The following is an 18,092-nucleotide window of genomic DNA, read 5'->3' as shown; positions in this document are numbered from 1 at the left end:
GGGGGTGGTGAACCGCGCGTGTACGCACGGGTAACCTATTCGGCGTAACACAGCAGGCGGATGCGCGCACGGCTAATGACAAGGAAGTCGATTCTCCAGTGTCGAATCAGAACGCGGTAGAGACGAAGACGGATGTAGTGCTCGTGGGCGCAGGCATCATGAGCGCCACGCTGGGTGCATTGCTGCGCCAGCTGCAGCCCGATTGGTCGATCTCGACCTTCGAGCGGCTCGATGCCGTCGCAGCCGAGAGCAGCGACCCCTGGAACAACGCGGGAACCGGTCACTCAGCCCTGTGTGAGCTCAATTACACACCTGAGAACTCGGACGGCACGGTCGACATCAAGAAGGCCGTCAACGTCAACGAGCAGTTCCAGGTGTCACGCCAGTTCTGGGCACACGCGGTAGAGCAGGGCGTCCTGACACAGCCCAAGGAATTCATCAACCCCATCGCGCACGTGAGCTTCGTTCACGGTGAGGCCAACGCCAAGTACCTCCGTGCTCGTTACGACGCACTTGCCGGCCACACGCTCTTCCGCGGTATGGAGTACATCGACGATCCGGCCGAGTTCAGCAAGCGTTTGCCGCTCATGGCCAAGGGACGCGACTTCTCCGATCCCATCGCCCTGAACTGGAGCCAGGACGGCACCGACGTCGATTTCGGAGCGCTCACCAAGCAGCTCATCGGCTACATCGGCAAGACCGGCGGCAAGATGTACTTCGGCCACGAGGTCACCAACCTGACCCAGAACTCGGACAAGTCCTGGACCGTCAAGGTCACCAACCGTCGCACCGGTGAAAAGCGCACCGTTCGCTCGCGCTTCGTGTTCGTCGGTGCCGGTGGCGGCGCCCTGCACCTGCTGCAGAAGTCGGGCATCAAGGAAGCCAAGGGCTTCGGTGGCTTCCCGGTCAGCGGTGCCTTCCTGCGATGCACCAACCCCGAACTCATCGACCAGCACAGCGCCAAGGTCTACGGCAAGGCTGCCGTCGGCGCCCCGCCCATGTCGGTGCCTCACCTGGACACCCGTGTCATCGGCAACAAGCCGGGTCTGCTGTTCGGTCCCTACGCTGGTTGGTCGCCGAAGTTCCTCAAGCAGGGTCGCGTCACGGACCTGCCCGGCTCGGTCAAGCCGAACAACATCCTCTCGATGCTCGGTGTCGGTGTCAGCGAGCTCGGCCTGGTCAAGTACCTGGTCAGCGAGCTTGCCAAGAACGAAGCCGGTCGCATCTGGGATCTGCGTGAGTTCGCGCCCAAGGCGCAGGCCCAGGACTGGGAACTCATCACCGCGGGCCAGCGCGTCCAGGTGATCCGCCGTGCCAAGGGCAAGGGTGGTGTCCTCGAATTCGGTACCGCTGTGGTCGCCGCTGAGGACGGTTCCATCGCCGGCCTGCTCGGTGCTTCGCCCGGTGCGTCCACGGCCGTCCCGGCGATGCTGGACGTACTCGAGCGCTGCTTCCCGACCGAGTTCCAGGGTTGGAAGGGCAAGCTCCGCGAGATGGTTCCGTCCATCGGCGTCAAGCTCACCGACAACGAAGGCCTGTTCAACCAGGTCTGGGATTGGTCCTCGAAGGTTCTCGAGCTCGATTCCGCCGGTGCTTCCGAATCGGCTCCGGTCGCGGATACCGCCGCGACTGTGTGATAGTCCAACCCATGACGGCAACAGCAGCTTTGAAGCGTTCATGGGCACTCGATCTCGACAACAAGACGTTCTACGAGTTGTTGAAGCTTCGAGTGGAGGTCTTTGTCGTCGAGCAGGCTTGCCCGTATCCCGAGTTGGACGGGCGGGACCTGCTGACGGAAACACGCCACTTCTGGCTCGAGCAGGACGGCCAGGTGGTGTGCACGCTCCGGCTGCTCGAAGAGCACGACGACGGAAACAAGAGCTTCCGAATCGGACGCCTGTGCACGTCGCGTCAAGCTCGCGGCCAGGGCCACACGACCCGCCTCCTGCAGGCCGCACTGGCCGAGGTCGGCGAAGCGCCGTGTCGGATCAACGCCCAGACCTACCTGGTCGAGATGTACGCCAAGCACGGATTCAAGGCTGACGGCGAAGAGTTCATCGAAGACGGCATCCCGCACACCCCGATGCGTCGTGGTGGGGGAGAGCCTTTCGTGGCCGTCAGCTAGTTTGTCGGAGAATTGACCCTGGTCGGCTCGTGGGAAAGCGAGCCGACTAGGGTTTTTTCGATACCGAATGTTCGCGGGGAAGTCCTGTTCGATCCAGGCGCGGTCCCGCCACTGTGAAAGATCTCTCCTCTACCGATAAACCGGGAGATCTCAGCCAGGTTGCCGCGACATTCGAGTGCAGCCAAATTCTCGGCGAGGAAACCGAGAGGTGGAGGGATATCGACGTGCGAAGTGAAGAAGATCGACCAGTGGCGGGCTTCCCGTTCAGTGCTGTGGTCGGCCAGGATCAATTGCGATTGGCGCTGATCCTGTGTGCGGTGCATCCAGGGATCGGTGGGGTCCTGGTCCGCGGTGAGAAGGGAACTGCCAAGTCGACGGTCGTGCGCGCGCTGACTGCGCTGCTGCCCGCGGTCGACGACGCCGGAACGACACGACCGGCCCGCTTGGTCGAACTGCCCGTGGGCGCCACCGAAGACCGGGTGATCGGTTCGATCGACCTGGAGAAGGTTCTGCGTGACGGTGAGCGCGCATTCCAACCTGGACTGCTCGCCGCCGCTCACCAGGGTGTTCTGTACGTCGACGAGGTGAATCTGCTTCACGACCACCTGGTCGACGTGCTTCTCGACGCCGCGGCGATGGGTCGGGTTCACATCGAGCGTGACGGCATCTCCCATTCGCATCCGGCCAAGTTCGTACTCGTCGGCACGATGAATCCCGAAGAGGGAGAACTGCGTCCGCAACTTCTGGACCGTTTCGGTCTGGCTGTCGACGTCGCCGCTTCCCGCGACGTCGACATTCGCATGGAAGTGGTGCGTCGCCGACTCGACTACGAGCGTGACCCCGATGCATTTGTCGCTCGGTACGTATCCGCCGATGAGGAGTTGGCGTCCGAAATCCTCACGGCGCGTGAGAAATTGGACTCGGTCAAGCTGAGCAACCGCGAACTGCGTCGTATCGCCTCGCTGTGTGCGTCGTTCGACGTCGACGGTATGCGCGCGGACTTGGTGCTGGCGCGCACCGCGACGGCCCACGCTGCCTGGCGTGGCGACAGTGAAGTCACTGCGGAGGACGTACGAGTAGCGGCGGAACTGACGCTGCCGCATCGCCGCCGCCGCGATCCGTTCGACGAGCCCGGCTTGGATCAGCAGCAGTTGGACGATGCGCTCGAGCAGGCCGATCAGGATGCTCAGTCGCAGGTAGAGGACGACGCGCGCGACGGAGAGCCCGAACCTCCCGAAAATCACGAAGACCGTGGCCCGGAAGATGGCGGCTCCGATGACGGCGGTCCCGGAGACGAAGGGCCGGACGACGACGGCCCGGACGACCCTGACGGACCTGGTGGGGGAGTGCGCGCCACCGATCGTCCCTCGGCTCCACCGGCCGGCGAATTCAAGGCCAAGCTCCTCGAAGTTCCGGGAGTCGGTGAAGGTGCACCGGGACGACGCTCGCGGTCCATGTCGTCCCGTGGACGAGTTGTGCGGTCCACGCGGGAGCGTGGGCACGGATTGCATCTGACGAGCACGGTCTTTGCCGCAGCCGAGTCTCAAGTTGCCCGTGGTCGCACTGCTGGACGGTTGCGGCTGGCACCGGCTGACCTCCGCGGCGCGATACGTGAAGGGCGAGAAGGCAATCTGATCGTCTTCGTTGTCGACGCGTCGGGGTCGATGGCAGCACGCGACCGCCTCTCCGCGGTCACCGGTGCGGTTGTCTCGTTGCTCCGCGACGCCTATCAGCGCCGCGACAAGGTCGCCGTCATCACCGTCCGTGGTCGTGAAGCGGAGCTCGTACTGCCGCCGACATCTTCGGTGGACATCGCTGTCCGTCGCTTGCAGTCGATGCGTACCGGCGGCAAATCCCCACTCGCAGAGGGATTCCTGCGTGCTCGCGAAGTGGTTCTGCGTGAACGACTTCGTGACCCGCAGCGTCGCGCCCTCGTCGTCACACTCACCGACGGCCGGGCAACCGGCGGCAAGGACGCGCTGCACCGCGCCCGCGTCGCCGCGCATCTTCTCGCCGACGCGTCCGTCGCGTCCATCGTCGTCGACTGCGAGACCGGCCTCGTGCGTCTGGGGCTGGCGGCCGAGTTGGCGCGAGAACTACGTGGCGGATACGTCCGCCTCGCCGAATTGTCAGCGCAGCAGGTCGCGGGTGTCGTCCGCGCCGCAGCCTAGATCCCAGCTCAGGAGTTCACGATGCCCAAGGGTGTTCCCGAGACAGTTCCCGACGACGGTCTGACCACGCGTCAGCGTCGTAACGCGCCGGTACTTGCCGTGCACACCGGCCCGGGAAAGGGTAAGTCCACCGCCGCTTTCGGCATGGCGCTGCGTGCCTGGAATCAGGGGTTCGACATCGGCGTGTTCCAGTTCGTGAAGAGTGCCAAGTGGAAGGTCGGAGAGGAAGCCGCGTTCCGCGCGCTCGGAAACCTGCACGACGAAACCGGCGTCGGTGGGCCGGTGCAGTGGCACAAGATGGGCGAAGGTTGGTCATGGACTCGCAAGGCCGGTAGCGAGGAAGATCATGCTGCTGCCGCTGCGGAGGGTTGGCAGGAGATCGCGAGAAGGCTTGCAGGCGAGGAGCATCGATTCTATGTCCTCGACGAGTTCACCTATCCGCTCAAGTGGGGCTGGGTCGACGTCGACGAGGTCGTGCAGACACTGCGCGATCGTCCGGGCAACCAGCACGTAGTCATCACGGGACGCGACGCCCCGCAGGCGTTGATCGACGCCGCCGACCTCGTGACCGAGATGACCAAGATCAAGCACCCGATGGATGCCGGCCGAAAGGGCCAACGGGGCATCGAATGGTAAGTCCTTCCACTCCGGCCGTGGTGATCGCCGCTCCTGCCTCGGGTAGCGGAAAGACCACGGTGGCAACGGGATTGATCGGCGCGCTGCGACGGTCCGGTAGCAGCGTTGCACCCTTCAAGGTGGGGCCGGACTACATCGACCCGGGTTATCACGGACTCGCGGCAGGGCGGCCCGGACGCAACCTCGACACTGTTCTGGTGGGCCCGGATCGCATCGGACCGCTCTACCGGCATGGAACCGCCGGTTGCGACATCGCCGTGGTCGAAGGCGTCATGGGTCTGTTCGACGGGAAGATCGACGAGGCAAACTCGCAGCCGTCGGCGGAGGGATCGACGGCGCAGGTCGCGTCGATCCTCGGTTCGCCGGTAGTGCTCGTGATCGACGCCCGTGGGCACAGTCAGAGTCTGGCCGCCGTACTCCACGGCTTCGCGACCTACGACGCAGGTGTGCGCATCGGCGGCGTCATTCTCAATCGCGTCGGGAGCGCTCGTCACGAGCAGGTGTTGCGTCATGCGTGCGACAAGGTCGGCGTCGCAGTGCTCGGAGTTGTGCCACGGTTGACGGAACTCGAAGTTCCCTCCCGGCACCTCGGCCTGATTCCGGCGGCCGAGCACGGCGCCGCCGCTGTGGCCGCAGTGGACGCTATGTCCGATTTGATTGCCTCGCACGTCGATCTGGGTGCTGTTCGCGCACTGGCCGCCTCGAACGTGAGTGCAGCTGCATGGGATCCGGTTGGCGAGGTCGGCGCACACGCAGAGTCTCGGCCTGTGGTTGCCATGGCGGGTGGCCCGGCCTTCACCTTCGGCTACGCCGAGCACCGGGAGCTGTTGACTGCTGCCGGCGCGGACGTGCAGGTGTTCGACCCGTTGCGGGACGAGCTTCCTGCGGGAACTGCCGCTCTGGTCCTTCCCGGTGGCTTCCCGGAAGAACACGCGGTAGACCTTGCGGCCAATACCGTACTGCTGCAGCAGGTTCGCGATCTGGCGGACGGCGGCGCACCGATCCACGCCGAGTGTGCCGGTCTGCTCTACCTCGCTCGCAGCTTGGACGGTCACAGCATGGCCGGTGTTGTCGGGGTGGATGCGACATTCGGGAAACGCCTGACCCTCGGGTACCGCGAAGCAGTGGCGATCAGCGACTCCAGCCTCTTCGAAGCAGGCTCCCGCGTCACCGGTCACGAGTTCCACCGAACGTCTCTCGTCTCGGCAGACGCGGACGGTTGCGGAAGTGCGTGGGGGTGGCGGCCCTGGGACGGCGGCAGTGTCCGCGAAGGATTTGTTCGCGGCGGCGTCCACGCGTCGTATCTCCACACTCATCCGGTGGGGCAGCCCGAATCGATCGCGAAGTTCGTCGATGCCGCACGGGGATGACCTCTGTATAGGCGTGGGATTCACGACGAGTGTCACCGCGAAGAACATCGTCGCTGCGGTGAAGGCTGTGCCGGCGGCGCAAGGGAAGATCGTGGTACTCGCCACTGTGGCGGCAAAAGCTGAGTCTTCGGCTCTTCTGACAGCGGCCCATGAACTGAACGTCCCGATTGTGAGTTTCGCCCCGGACGTACTTGCGCGAGTTCAAGTTCCGTCACCATCGCCTCGCGTCGAGAACGCCGTCGGAACGGCAAGCGTCGCGGAAGCGGCTGCGATCCTCGCGTCCGGGGGCGGCCGACTTGTGCTGGCCAAGACTGCCAGGGATGGAGTGACCGTGGCCGCGGCCCGTAAAGTTCCCTCCAGCTTGACCAATTCTGACAACGAAACGGAGTGCGAGTGAGCGAGTCCACCGCAGACGAGACCAACTACCTGGTCGGCCTCAACCTGACCGATCGACGCGTGGTCGTGTTCGGCGGCGGCACTGTGGCTCAGCGCCGACTCGGACTGCTGGTCGCCTCTGGTGCCCGCGTTCACGTCATCAGTCGCGCGTTCACTCCAGCCGTCGAAGGTATGGCCACTGCCGGTCAGATCACGGTCGAAGAGCGCCCGTACGCCGACGGCGACCTCGAAGGTGCGTGGTACGCCATCGCCTCGACCGACGAGCCGGAAACCAATGCGGCGATCGTCGCCGAAGCGGAGCGTCGCCACATCTTCTGCGTGCGCGCCGACAACGCGAAGCACGGCACCGCCGTCACTCCCGCCAGCGCCGAGTACGACGGTATGAGCATCGGAATTCTGGCGGGCGGCGATCACCGCCGTTCGGCAGCAGTCCGCACCGCCGTCGTCGAAGGTCTTCAGTCGGGCGTGCTCGCCGATACGGCCGAGCCTGCCGCTGCGGGTGTTGCTCTCGTCGGTGGTGGCCCCGGTGATCCCGATCTGATCACCGTGCGCGGACGCCGTTTGCTCGCCCGCGCCGACGTCGTCGTGGCCGACCGATTGGCTCCGCCGGAGTTGCTCGCCGAACTGGGTCCGGACGTAGAGGTGATCGACGCCGCGAAGATCCCGTACGGCCGTGCCATGGCTCAGGAGGCCATCAACGCCGCGCTGATCGACAACGCGAAGGCAGGCAAGTTCGTGGTCCGCCTCAAGGGCGGGGACCCGTACGTCTTCGGACGGGGATACGAAGAACTCGAAGCGTGTGCCGCTGCCGGCGTTCCGGTGACCGTAGTGCCCGGAATCACGAGCGCGATCTCCGTCCCGTCGGCCGCAGGCATCCCGGTCACCCACCGCGGGGTCACCCACGAGTTCGTCGTCGTCAGTGGGCACGTGGCTCCGGATCATCCGGATTCGCTGGTCGACTGGTCGGCGCTGGCCAAGTTGCGCGGCACGATCGTGCTGCTCATGGCGGTCGAGCGCATCGATCAGTTCGCGAAGGCACTCGTCGACGGTGGACGCCCGGCAACCACGCCGGTCACCGTCATCCAAGAGGGCACGCTGCGCACCCAGCGTGAACTTCGGGCCGATCTGGCGACCGTTGCTCAGCGCGTCAAGGACGAGGAGATCAAGCCTCCGGCGATCATCGTGATCGGGCCGGTCGCGGGCTTTTCCGTCGACGCTGGGTAACGTGAAGTCTTGTGTCTGACTCCCCAACATCTGAAACCGCTTCGGCGAATGCCCCGGTAGCGACTCGAGTCATCGGGCTTGCCATCATCGTCCTGAGTGGTTTGCAGATGATGGTGGTGCTCGACGGTACTGTCGCGAACCTCGCTCTGGCGCCATTGCAGGCCGACCTCGGGCTGAGCGACAGCGGCCGCAACTGGGTGTTGACCTCCTACGCGCTTGCGTTTGGTGGGCTCATGCTCCTCGGTGGTCGGCTCGGCGACGCGTTCGGACGCAAGAAGATGTTCATCGCGGGAGTCTCGCTGTTCACGGTGGCGTCGTTGCTCTGTGGACTCGCCCTGAACGAGGGCATGTTGATCGCAGCGCGGGCGCTTCAAGGTGTCGGCGCAGCCGTGGCGTCGCCCACTGCCTTCGCCCTTGTTGCCACGACTTTCGCCGCGGGTCCGGCTCGTAATCAGGCCATCGCGATTTTTGCCGCCATGACGGGCGTCGGATCGATCGCCGGTCTGATCATCGGCGGCGCATTGACCGAGGTGTCGTGGCGTCTGATCTTCCTCATCAACGTCCCGATCGGCATCGCGCTCGTCGGCATGGCGTTCCGCGCCCTTCGCGAGACGAATCAGACGCGTCTGGCTTTGGATGTCCCCGGCGCGATCCTCGCGACTCTCGGGTGCACCGGTGTTGTTTTTGCTCTCACCGAAGGCCCGGAAATGGGATGGGGGAGTATCGCCGTCATCGGGGCATTGGCGGCCGGATTGGTCGCCCTCGCCGCCTTCCTCTTCGTCGAGCGAACTGCGGACAACCCGCTCTTGCCCTTCTCGTTGTTCGCCGATCGCAACCGTGTCGCGACGTTCCTCGCCATCTTCTTCGTCGGTGGCGCGATGTTCAGCATGACGGCCTTCGTCGCGCTGTTCGTGCAGGACATCATGCAGTATTCGCCGTTGCGTGCCGGTATCGCGTTCATTCCGTTCGCGTTCGGATTGGGCGCCGCCGCGTCGGTTGCTTCCAAGCTCGCCGTGAAGGTTCAACCCCGCTGGCTGGTCCTCACCGGCGTCGTGATCATGATCGTCGGACTCCTCTACGGCTCTACTCTCGATTCCGACTCCACCTACCTGGCCAACTTGTTCGTGCCCGTGATCGGGATCGGATTCGGTATCGGCCTCGCGATGGTGCCCTTGCCACTGTGCGCGATCGCCGGTGTCCCGGAGACCGAGATCGGCCCGCTGACCGCAATCTCCCAAGTTGCCCAGACGCTCGGTGGACCATTGGCGCTGTCGGTGATCGGTGCAATGGCGACGTCCAAGACGCTCTCGCTCGGCGGCACTTCGGGCAAGGCAGCGGACATGAATCCGGCGCAATTGATAGCACTCGGAGAGGGGTACACCTTCGCACTTGTGGGCTGCGCGGTCTGCGCCGTGTTCGCCGGTATCGCGGCGCTGTGCATCAGGTTCACACCTTCTCAGGTAGCCCAGGCTCAGGCTGCGGAGAAGGCAGCTCAGGGAATCGCCTGATCAGTCCTGTTTTTCCGCTTCGCTAGCCGATACGATCGTTGCAGGACGTGCCGAGAGTCTCGACGGATCGGGGTGCCGTGATGCGGATCGCGGACATATTGCGAAACAAGGGCAACAGCATCGTCACGATCGACGCCCACACGACGGTCAACGGGCTGCTGTGCGATCTTGCCCGCCACAACATCGGAGCCATGGTGGTGGTCGACGACGACGCGGTGGTCGGCATCATCTCCGAACGCGATGTCGTTCGACGCCTGCACGAGCGTGGCCCGGACCTTCTCGGGATCCAGGTTTCCGAGGTCATGACCGCTCTGATGTACACGTGTGTTCCGGCAGACGCAGTGGACAGCATTGCCGCGATCATGACCGAGCGTCGAATCCGGCATCTGCCGGTGATCGAGGACGGCAACCTCCTCGGCATCGTCAGTATCGGCGACGTGGTGAAGAGCCGCATCGACGAGCTCAAGAGCGAACGCGATCAGCTCGAGTCGTACATCGATCAGGGCTGATCGATAGGTTGTCGCACGGTGACTACTCTCGTGTGATGGCCGCATTCCAGGAATCCACAGCAGACACGGTCACCATCGTGGCCTGCCTCGAGAGCACGTTCGCCGACGAACTCGGCGCTCTGACGGTGCCGTGGCAAGGTGCTGCCGCCCCTGACCCGCAGTTGCTCGTGGTGAACGAGCAGCTGGCTGCGTCGTTGAGATTGGACGTAGCAGCGCTGCGAAGTGTGGACGGGATCGGCGTCCTGTCCGGCTCGACGGTGCCGGTCGGGGCCACGCCGGTGGCGATGGCGTATGCGGGTCATCAGTTCGGTGGGTACGCACCGATTCTCGGGGATGGTCGGGCGTTGTTGCTCGGAGAACTCGTCAGCAGTGACGGGCAGCGAGTGGACTTGCATCTGAAAGGCTCCGGGCGCACACCGTTCTCTCGGGGCGGCGACGGGTACGCGGTTGTCGGGCCGATGCTGCGTGAATATCTGGTCAGTGAGGCGATGAATGCCCTCGGTGTCCCCACTACGCGCGCGCTGTCTGTCGTGGCGACGGGACGGGACGTTCGCCGCAACGGCGCAGAACCCGGTGCCGTGCTTGCACGGATCGCGTCGAGTCACCTACGCGTTGGGACCTTCGAGTTCGCGGCCCGGCAGGGCGAGGTCTTGCAGCCGCTCACCGACTACGCGATCGCCCGGCACTACCCGGAGCTGACCGAACTTCCGTCAACGGGTACACACAATCGCTATCTGAGGTTCCTCGAGGCGGTCGTCGAGGCGCAGGCGTCACTGGTGGCGAGGTGGATGCTCATCGGTTTCGTGCACGGGGTCATGAACACCGACAACACGACAATTTCGGGAGAGACCATCGATTACGGTCCGTGCGCCTTCCTCGACGCATTCGATCCGGCGGCAGTGTTCAGCTCGATCGACCACGGGGGCCGCTATGCGTTCGGCAATCAGCCCGCTGTACTGAAGTGGAATCTGGCGCGCTTGGCAGAAACACTGTTGCCGCTGATCGATTCCGCACCCGACAATGCGATTTCCGCGGCGTCGGCAGTTCTCGAGACCTTCGACGAGCGCTACGAGGGACACTATGCGGCCGGTTTCGCGGAAAAGCTCGGTCTGGCCCAGCCGTTTGTCGATCGGGCGCTCGTCGACGATCTGCTGACGTTGTTGGCGGAACACGGTGCTGATTGGACGGGCAGTTTCCGCGCACTCGCCGACGAATTGCGTGGAAATTCGGCGCCCCTCGACGACCTCGTGCCACGGGACCACATCGCGTCTTGGTTGCAGCGGTGGCACAGGGCCCTGACGGAGCAGGGGCGTGGGGCCGCGGAGACCGCGAGCGCGATGGATCGCGTCAACCCGCTGTACCTTCCGCGTAATCATCACCTCGATGCTGCCCTGCGCGCCGCGACCGACGGCGACCTCGTTCCCTTCGAGAAGCTGCTCGAGGTTGTCACGCATCCATTCGACCGACGCGACGAGTGGACCGACTACACCGAGGCGGCTCCGCAGTCTTTCAGCGAAACATTCCAAACCTTCTGTGGCACTTGACAGACGAAGCCATCAATCCGTCAGGATGATCAGTTCACGCTCCGACGCGATTTCCACCCGCAGGCCGGCCTTCGACGCCACCCGCGCGACACCCTTGATATCGGTCGGTTCGGCGCGCGAGACCACCAGCGCACGGGCGAGCAGACCCTTGTGGTGCTTGTTGAAGTGACTGACCACCGTCCGGGTGCCGTCCGGCTTCTCGGTGAGGACCGTTGCGATCAGTGCGTCTGGAACCGGTCCGAGGTCTTGGTAGGTGCCGGATCGTAGATCGATGACAAGGCCGTCGGCTTCGGCGGCCAGGGCCTTCGGCAGCTCCGGCTTCCACAGCGAGCGCAGCGTCCCCATCCCCGGCAGCTTGGACCCGCCAGAGAGGCGGTAGGCGGGGATCAGATCTCCTGCGCGGACAGCACCGAACAGAGCGGAACCAATGGCGATCCGATCGAGCGCCTTCGCCTTCTGGGCGCGGGTGAACGACTTTGCGTCGAGGGCGTCGAAGAGCACGCCGGTGTAGCGCTGTAGTGCGGGCCGCGTCGCGGACACCCACAGCTTGGCATTGCGCTCCACTTCGTCTGCTTGCGTCGGGCCGAGCCCGAGCGCTTCGCACGACGCCTCGACGTCAGCGGCCAGATCGACCAGCGTCTGAACCAGCAATTCGCGCGTTTCGGTCAACTGGGGCATCGACAGTTCGGCCAGATCGAGGGGCGCATCCTTGCCGCCGTCGGACTTGGTTTCTGAGGGAGGCAGCAGTACAAGCACGCTGTAACCGTACCGAGGCCCGCTCGGCCGACTGCGGCGACTATCCTTACACCTCGTGATTACCCGTCTGTCCCACCTGTTCCTGCGTACCCTGCGTGACGATCCCTCGGACGCCGAAGTTGCCAGCCACAAACTGCTGGTTCGTGCCGGCTACGTGCGTCGTATCGCTCCAGGCGTCTACTCGTGGTTGCCGCTGGGATTGCGGGTGCTGCGCGAGGTAGAGCGTGTCGTCCGTGAAGAAATGAATGCAATTGGCGGACAGGAAATCCTGCTGCCTGCGCTGCTCCCGCGCGATCCCTACGAAGCGTCGAACCGCTGGACCGAGTACGGCCCCAACCTGTTCCGCCTCAAGGACCGCAAGGGCAACGACTACATGCTCGGCCCGACCCACGAGGAGCTCTTTGCTCTGACGGTCAAGGGTGAGTACAACTCCTACAAGGACTTCCCGGTCACCCTGTACCAGGTGCAGACCAAGTACCGCGACGAAGAGCGTCCGCGTGCCGGCATTCTGCGTGGCCGCGAGTTCCTCATGAAGGATTCCTACTCCTTCGACCTGACCGACGAAGGCCTGACGGAGTCGTACCAGGCGCATCGCGGTGCCTACGAGAAGATCTTCACGCGTCTGGGCGTCAAGTACGTCATCGTCTCGGCGACCTCCGGTGCGATGGGCGGCAGCGCGTCCGAGGAGTTCCTTGCCGAGAGCGAGATCGGCGAAGACACCTACGTGCGCTGCCTCGAATCCGGCTACGCCGCCAACGTCGAGGCCGTCAAGACTGTTGTTCCCGACTCGATTCCGTTTGACGGGCTGCCCGAAGCCAAGGTGTACGACACCGCGAACACACCCACCATCGACACCCTGGTGGACTGGGCGAACGGCGCTGATCTCGGCCGTACCGTGACCGCCGCCGACACTCTCAAGAACATCATGGTCAAGACCCGCCTGCCCGGCGGCGAATGGGAACTTCTCGGCATCGGCATCCCCGGCGACCGTGAGGTCGACGAAAAGCGCCTAGAGGCTTCGCTGGAGCCGGCCGAGTTCGTGATGATCACCGAGACCGACTTCAAGAACAACCCGTTCCTGGCCAAGGGTTATATCGGCCCGAAGGCGCTGCAGGCCAACGGAGTTCGCTACCTTGTCGACCCGCGCGTCGTCGACGGCACCAGCTGGATCACCGGCGCCGACGAAGACGGCAAGCACGTGGTCGGCCTCGTTGCCGGTCGCGACTTCACCCCTGACGGAACCATCGAAGCCGCCGAGGTTCGTGACGGCGACGCCTCTCCCGATGGAGCCGGCACGCTGGTCTCGGCTCGCGGTATCGAGATCGGGCACGTCTTCCAACTCGGCCGCAAGTACACCGACGTCTTCACCGTCGACGTCCTCGCCGAGAACGGCAAGCCCGTCCGCCCGACCATGGGTTCGTACGGCGTCGGCGTCTCGCGTCTGGTGGCCGTCATTGCCGAGCAGCACCATGACGAGAAGGGTCTGCGTTGGCCCGCTGAGGTCTCACCGGCCGACGTTTACCTCGTCATTGCGAACAAGGACGAGACCGCTCGCGAAGGCGCCGAAGGCCTCGCCGCGCAGCTCGACCGCGCGGGACTCGAAGTGATCCTCGACGACCGCAAGGCATCGCCGGGCGTGAAGTTCAAGGACTCCGAGCTGATCGGTGTTCCGCTGATCGTTGTCGTCGGCCGTGGTTGGGCCGACGGCAAGGTCGAGATTCGCGACCGCTTCACCGGCGAGAGCCGTGAGATCGACGCCAATTCAGCGATCGAGGAGATCATCGCCGCAGTTCGCGGCTGATTCGAATAGCTGTCCGGGCCGCCGCAGTCACCTTCCGAGGTGTCTGCGGCGGCCCTTCTTTTCTGCCACAATCGTGGCTATGGAACGCGAACCGGATTGGGCAGAAGTCGACGGCTATCTCGTTTCCACGTTGGTAGGTGAAGATCCGGTTCTCGACGCGGCACTCGCCGCCAATTCCGAGGCAGGTCTCCCGCCCATCGACGTGGCGCCGAACCAGGGCAAGCTCCTCAACCTTCTGGCGCGAATGTGCTTGGCGCGCAATGTTCTCGAGATCGGAACGCTCGGCGGATACAGCACGATCTGGCTCGCTCGCGCGGTCGGTCCCTCGGGCCAGGTCATCACGCTGGAATTCGATCCCACCCATGCGGATGTCGCTCGGGCGAATATCGAGCGTGCCGAACTGGCTGACCGTGTCGACATCCGCGTCGGCGCTGCGCTCGACAGTCTCCCGTTGATCGCGAAAGAAGAGTTGGGACCTTTCGACTTGGTCTTCATCGACGCCGACAAGGAGAACAACACCGAGTACGTGCGGTGGGCGTTGGCCCTTTCGCATCCCGGAACCGTCATCATCGTGGACAACGTGGTGCGTGGGGGACATGTGTCCAACCCGGATATCGACGACGAGCGCGTCAAAGCGAGTCGAGCGGTGTTGGAGATGATCGCGGCCGAGCCGAAACTCGACGGCACCGCCATTCAAACCGTGGGTTCGAAGGGATGGGACGGGTTTGCCGTTGCAGTAGTGAACGAGTGAGCGCAGACTCGAAGCGGTGAGGATGCTGGGGGCAGCAAAGGCGGCATGGCGATGGGTGCGCAGTGCTCCCGGTACCTACGTCTGGTTGCTGGCCCTGCTGTTCACCACGCTCTTCCTTCGGCATCTGCCCGACAATGTCGAGGAGCGTTTTCTCGGCAAGCGCTCGACCAATCTGCATCACCTGGCCGAAGACCCGCTGCGAGTCCTGTTCTCGAGTGCCTTCTGGCTCGAAGGTGGCGGTTGGTTGGGATACCTGGTTCTCTTCACCATCTTTCATGCAACGGCTGAGCGTTGGCTCGGGACGTGGCGGTGGCTGTGTGTTGTCGTCATCGCCCACGTCGGAGCCACGTACATCAGCGAAGGTGTTCTGTACGAAGGTATTCGGCACGGATACGTGGCGGAGTCGGCGGTCAACACTCTCGACGTGGGTGTGAGCTACGGTCTGGCCGGCATCATGGGGATTCTGGTGTACCGCATCGTCGATCCGTGGCGATACGTCTATCTCGCGGGGCTGTTGCTCTTCTACGGTGTACCTCTGATTTTCGCCACCAATTTCACCGCCATCGGCCACATGTCTGCGTTGTTGCTCGGGTTGGCGTGCTACCCGATCACCCGTGCTCGGGCGGGCACGTGGAATCCGATGGACCTGTGGCATTCGCGAAGAATCGCAGGTCTTCCATGAATCGCACCGCGGAAAGTTACCCGCTGGTAGTTTAGCGTCATCGACGAAAGGTAATGACGTGTCTGGCACCGATGGATTGCTCTTCAACCCCCATACTTACGACCCCGCTCAGTTCGATCCGGAGACCCGCCGTTTGCTGCGAGCCACCATCGAATGGTTCGAGAGCCGCGGTAAGAAGCAACTGCTTCAGGACGACCTCGACGCCGTGTGGGTCTCCGACTTTCTCGAATTCGTCGGCAAGGAGAAGTTGTTCGCGACGTTCCAGACTCCGGCGGCATTCGCCGACGGTGACGAGAACCGTCGTTGGGACGGTGCCCGCAACGCGGCCTTGAGTGAGATCTTCGGTTTTTACGGACTCGCTTACTGGTACGCCTGGCAGGTCACGATCCTCGGACTCGGACCGATCTGGATGAGTGACAACGACGCTGCGAAGAAGCGTGCAGCGCAGGAACTTGCCGACGGTGGTGTCATGGCGTTCGGGCTGTCCGAGCGCGACCACGGCGCCGACGTGTACTCCACCGACATGCTCCTCACTCCCACCGACGGCGACGTCGCCTTCCGCGCGAGCGGCGAGAAGTACTACATCGGAAACGGCAACGTAGCCGGAATGGTGTCTGTGTTCGGGCGTCGTACCGACGTCGAGGGCCCCGAAGGCTACGTGTTCTTTGTCGCCGACAGTGCACATCCGAACTATCAGCTCGTGGACAACGTCCTGCGCGGGCAGATGTATGTCAGCAATTTCCGCCTCGACGATTACCCGGTGCGCGAGGAAGACATTCTGCACACCGGCGTCGCCGCATTCGAGGCCGCGCTCAACACGGTCAACGTCGGAAAGTTCAACCTCTGCACCGGCTCCATCGGCATCACCGAGCATGCGTTCTTCGAGGCAATCACTCACGCGCAGAATCGAATTCTGTACGGCAATCCCGTCACGGATTTTGCCCACGTTCGCGCCGCCTTCGTCGACGCGTACTCACGTCTGATCGCGATGAAGCAGTTCAGTGCGCGGGCGGTCGACTACTTCCGCAGCGCCAGCCTCGAGGACCGTCGCTACCTGCTGTTCAATCCCATGACCAAGGCCAAGGTCACCTCCGAAGGTGAGAAGGTGGTCGGGTTGCTGCACGATGTGATCGCAGCCAAGGGATACGAGAAGTCAACGTACTTCCGCGAGGCAGCGCAGATGATCGGCACGCTGCCCAAGCTCGAGGGCACCGTCCACGTCAACGTCGGCCTGATTCTCAAGTTCTTGCCGAACTATCTGTTCAACTCGGCGCAGTTCCCGGAGATCGTCACGCGCGACGACGCCGCCGACGACGAGTTCTTCTGGAACCAGGGGCCTACCCGCGGCGCTGCGAAGATTCAGTTCCACGAGTGGAAGCCCGTCTACGAGAAGCACTCTTCGATTCCGAACGTCGCCCGTTTTTACGAGCAGGCGATCGCGCTCACCGAATTGCTCACTGCTGCAGCGCCGGACGCGCAGCAGCAGAAGGATCTCGATTTCATGCTCAACGTCGGGCACCTGTTCTCTCTCGTCGTCTACGGTCATCTGATTCTCGAACAGGCCGAGATCAGCGGGCTCGACGCCGACGTTGTCGATCAGATCTTCGACTTCCAGATTCGTGACTTCTCGGGATACGCGATCGCGCTGCACGGAAAGCCGTCGTCGACACCCGAGCAGCAGAAGTGGGCCCTGGCCGCGGTGCGGAAGCCTGTTGTCGACAGTGAACGCTTCGACCGGGTGTGGCAGCAGGTCAAGGCGTACGACGGTGCATACGAGATGCGCGCATGACCGCGCCGGTGACGCGCGAGCAGTTGATGGCCGTCGTGGAGGGATCCCCGAAAGCCGTCGGCGCGCATGACCGCTCGACCTGGGTGGCCCTGTTTGCCGGCGACGGACAGGTCAACGACCCTGTAGGTTCACGTCCGCACAACGGTCAGGCGGCGATCGAGAGTTTCTACGACACGTTCATCGCCCCCAATTCGATCACCTTCCATGTCGAGCGCGACATCGTGTGCGGCCGGACGGTGTGGCGCGATCTGAGCCTCGCTACCGAGATGTCGACCGGAGTCGTTCTCGACGTTCCGATGCACTTGCGCTACGACTTGGTGGGGGAGCCCGATTCCTTGCGGATCGGAACCCTCTACGCGCATTGGGAATTGGCGACGATGTTGAGCCAGCTCGCGACTGCTGGTGTGGCGGGGGTGAAGGCGGCCGCGAAGTTGACGCCGCAGTTGCTCTCGAACCAGGGGATCGGCGGGGCGCTCGGGTTCTCGCGCGGCATCTTCGGCGTCGGAGACAAAGGCAAGAAGGCAGCGTCGCGGTTCCTCGATGCGGCCGCTGTCGGCCGAACGCCGCCGGCACCCGTCGAGCTTCCGGCGGGGACGCAGTTGTCCAACGCTGATGTCAACGCTCTGCTCACCGGCGTGACGAAGAGCAAGATGCTGGTTGCCGGTCGCACCGTGACGGCGAGCGTCATCGTGTGCGGGGAACCGGCCATCGCATTGTTCGGCTTCGAGGCGAGCGGTCATCGACTCAATCGGGTGCGTTTCTTCACCGAGAGCTGACATAGAGCCCTCCACATGCAGGTCAGGCTCGGCGCGCCACTCCGGCGCGCCGAG

16 protein-coding genes are annotated in these 18,092 nt (G+C 63.9%); 15 read left to right on the top strand and 1 reads right to left on the bottom strand.

What is annotated here, in order from left to right:
- The first annotated feature begins 98 nt into the window (after positions 1-98).
- From mqo to G4D79_RS21980, 10 genes are all read left to right on the top strand, one after another.
- Positions 99-1,637 carry a malate dehydrogenase (quinone) gene (mqo, locus tag G4D79_RS22025; protein ID WP_003942820.1) on the top strand — a complete coding sequence of 513 codons (1,539 nt, stop codon included), beginning with the start codon at positions 99-101 and terminating at the stop codon, positions 1,635-1,637.
- An 11-nt stretch (positions 1,638-1,648) separates the two neighbouring features.
- A complete protein-coding gene (locus tag G4D79_RS22020; RefSeq protein ID WP_003942808.1) occupies positions 1,649-2,125 on the top strand; it encodes a GNAT family N-acetyltransferase in 477 nt (158 codons plus the stop codon).
- 224 nt (positions 2,126-2,349) lie between these two features.
- Positions 2,350-4,296 (top strand): magnesium chelatase subunit D family protein, encoded by a 1,947-nt coding sequence (locus tag G4D79_RS22015; RefSeq protein WP_308252604.1) that lies wholly within the window; start codon positions 2,350-2,352, stop codon positions 4,294-4,296.
- Positions 4,297-4,317: 21 nt separating this feature from the next.
- Positions 4,318-4,932 carry a cob(I)yrinic acid a,c-diamide adenosyltransferase gene (gene cobO, locus G4D79_RS22010; RefSeq protein WP_019748043.1) on the top strand — a complete coding sequence of 205 codons (615 nt, stop codon included), beginning with the start codon at positions 4,318-4,320 and terminating at the stop codon, positions 4,930-4,932.
- Complete coding sequence (locus G4D79_RS22005) at positions 4,926-6,302, top strand: cobyrinate a,c-diamide synthase (RefSeq protein WP_054828139.1); 1,377 nt, start codon at positions 4,926-4,928, stop codon at positions 6,300-6,302. Before cobO ends, G4D79_RS22005 begins: the two co-directional genes overlap by 7 nt.
- 13 nt (positions 6,303-6,315) lie before the next feature.
- Positions 6,316-6,699 carry a cobalamin biosynthesis protein gene (locus G4D79_RS22000; protein WP_007734999.1) on the top strand — a complete coding sequence of 128 codons (384 nt, stop codon included), beginning with the start codon at positions 6,316-6,318 and terminating at the stop codon, positions 6,697-6,699.
- Positions 6,696-7,922 (top strand): uroporphyrinogen-III C-methyltransferase, encoded by a 1,227-nt coding sequence (cobA, locus tag G4D79_RS21995; RefSeq protein ID WP_007735001.1) that lies wholly within the window; start codon positions 6,696-6,698, stop codon positions 7,920-7,922. The genes G4D79_RS22000 and cobA overlap by 4 nt, the downstream gene beginning before the upstream one ends.
- 11 nt (positions 7,923-7,933) lie before the next feature.
- Positions 7,934-9,430 carry an MFS transporter gene (locus tag G4D79_RS21990; protein ID WP_003942680.1) on the top strand — a complete coding sequence of 499 codons (1,497 nt, stop codon included), beginning with the start codon at positions 7,934-7,936 and terminating at the stop codon, positions 9,428-9,430.
- 80 nt (positions 9,431-9,510) lie between these two features.
- Positions 9,511-9,939 carry a CBS domain-containing protein gene (locus tag G4D79_RS21985; protein WP_007735005.1) on the top strand — a complete coding sequence of 143 codons (429 nt, stop codon included), beginning with the start codon at positions 9,511-9,513 and terminating at the stop codon, positions 9,937-9,939.
- Between the two features lie 35 nt (positions 9,940-9,974).
- The gene (locus tag G4D79_RS21980) at positions 9,975-11,483 is read left to right on the top strand and encodes a YdiU family protein (RefSeq protein WP_214514379.1); all 1,509 of its coding nucleotides are present in this window, start codon (positions 9,975-9,977) and stop codon (positions 11,481-11,483) included.
- Positions 11,484-11,495: 12 nt separating this feature from the next.
- On the opposite strand, the gene yaaA is transcribed toward G4D79_RS21980, so the two are convergent.
- Complete coding sequence (gene yaaA, locus G4D79_RS21975; protein WP_007735009.1) at positions 11,496-12,239, bottom strand: peroxide stress protein YaaA; 744 nt, start codon at positions 12,237-12,239, stop codon at positions 11,496-11,498.
- A gap of 55 nt (positions 12,240-12,294) precedes the next feature.
- On the opposite strand from yaaA, the gene G4D79_RS21970 reads away from it, so the two are divergent.
- From G4D79_RS21970 to G4D79_RS21950, 5 genes are all read left to right on the top strand, one after another.
- Positions 12,295-14,040, top strand: coding sequence for a proline--tRNA ligase (locus tag G4D79_RS21970; RefSeq protein ID WP_042450750.1), 1,746 nt, complete (start codon positions 12,295-12,297; stop codon positions 14,038-14,040).
- Between the two features lie 79 nt (positions 14,041-14,119).
- Positions 14,120-14,791, top strand: a complete 672-nt coding sequence (locus G4D79_RS21965; protein ID WP_042450748.1) for an O-methyltransferase — start codon at positions 14,120-14,122, stop codon at positions 14,789-14,791.
- A 22-nt stretch (positions 14,792-14,813) separates the two neighbouring features.
- On the top strand, positions 14,814-15,473 hold the full coding sequence (locus G4D79_RS21960) for a rhomboid-like protein (protein WP_021343988.1): 660 nt from the start codon (positions 14,814-14,816) through the stop codon (positions 15,471-15,473).
- A gap of 58 nt (positions 15,474-15,531) precedes the next feature.
- A complete protein-coding gene (locus G4D79_RS21955; protein ID WP_007735018.1) occupies positions 15,532-17,262 on the top strand; it encodes an acyl-CoA dehydrogenase family protein in 1,731 nt (576 codons plus the stop codon).
- Positions 17,259-18,038, top strand: a complete 780-nt coding sequence (locus G4D79_RS21950; RefSeq protein ID WP_214514378.1) for a nuclear transport factor 2 family protein — start codon at positions 17,259-17,261, stop codon at positions 18,036-18,038. Before G4D79_RS21955 ends, G4D79_RS21950 begins: the two co-directional genes overlap by 4 nt.
- The last annotated feature ends 54 nt before the right edge of the window (positions 18,039-18,092 follow it).

The organism is Rhodococcus sp. WY5, from assembly GCF_018588185.1.
Classification (GTDB): domain Bacteria; phylum Actinomycetota; class Actinomycetes; order Mycobacteriales; family Mycobacteriaceae; genus Rhodococcus_F; species Rhodococcus_F qingshengii.
Note: the sequence above shows the minus strand (reverse complement) of the source record. Positions and strands in the feature narration are given on the sequence as shown.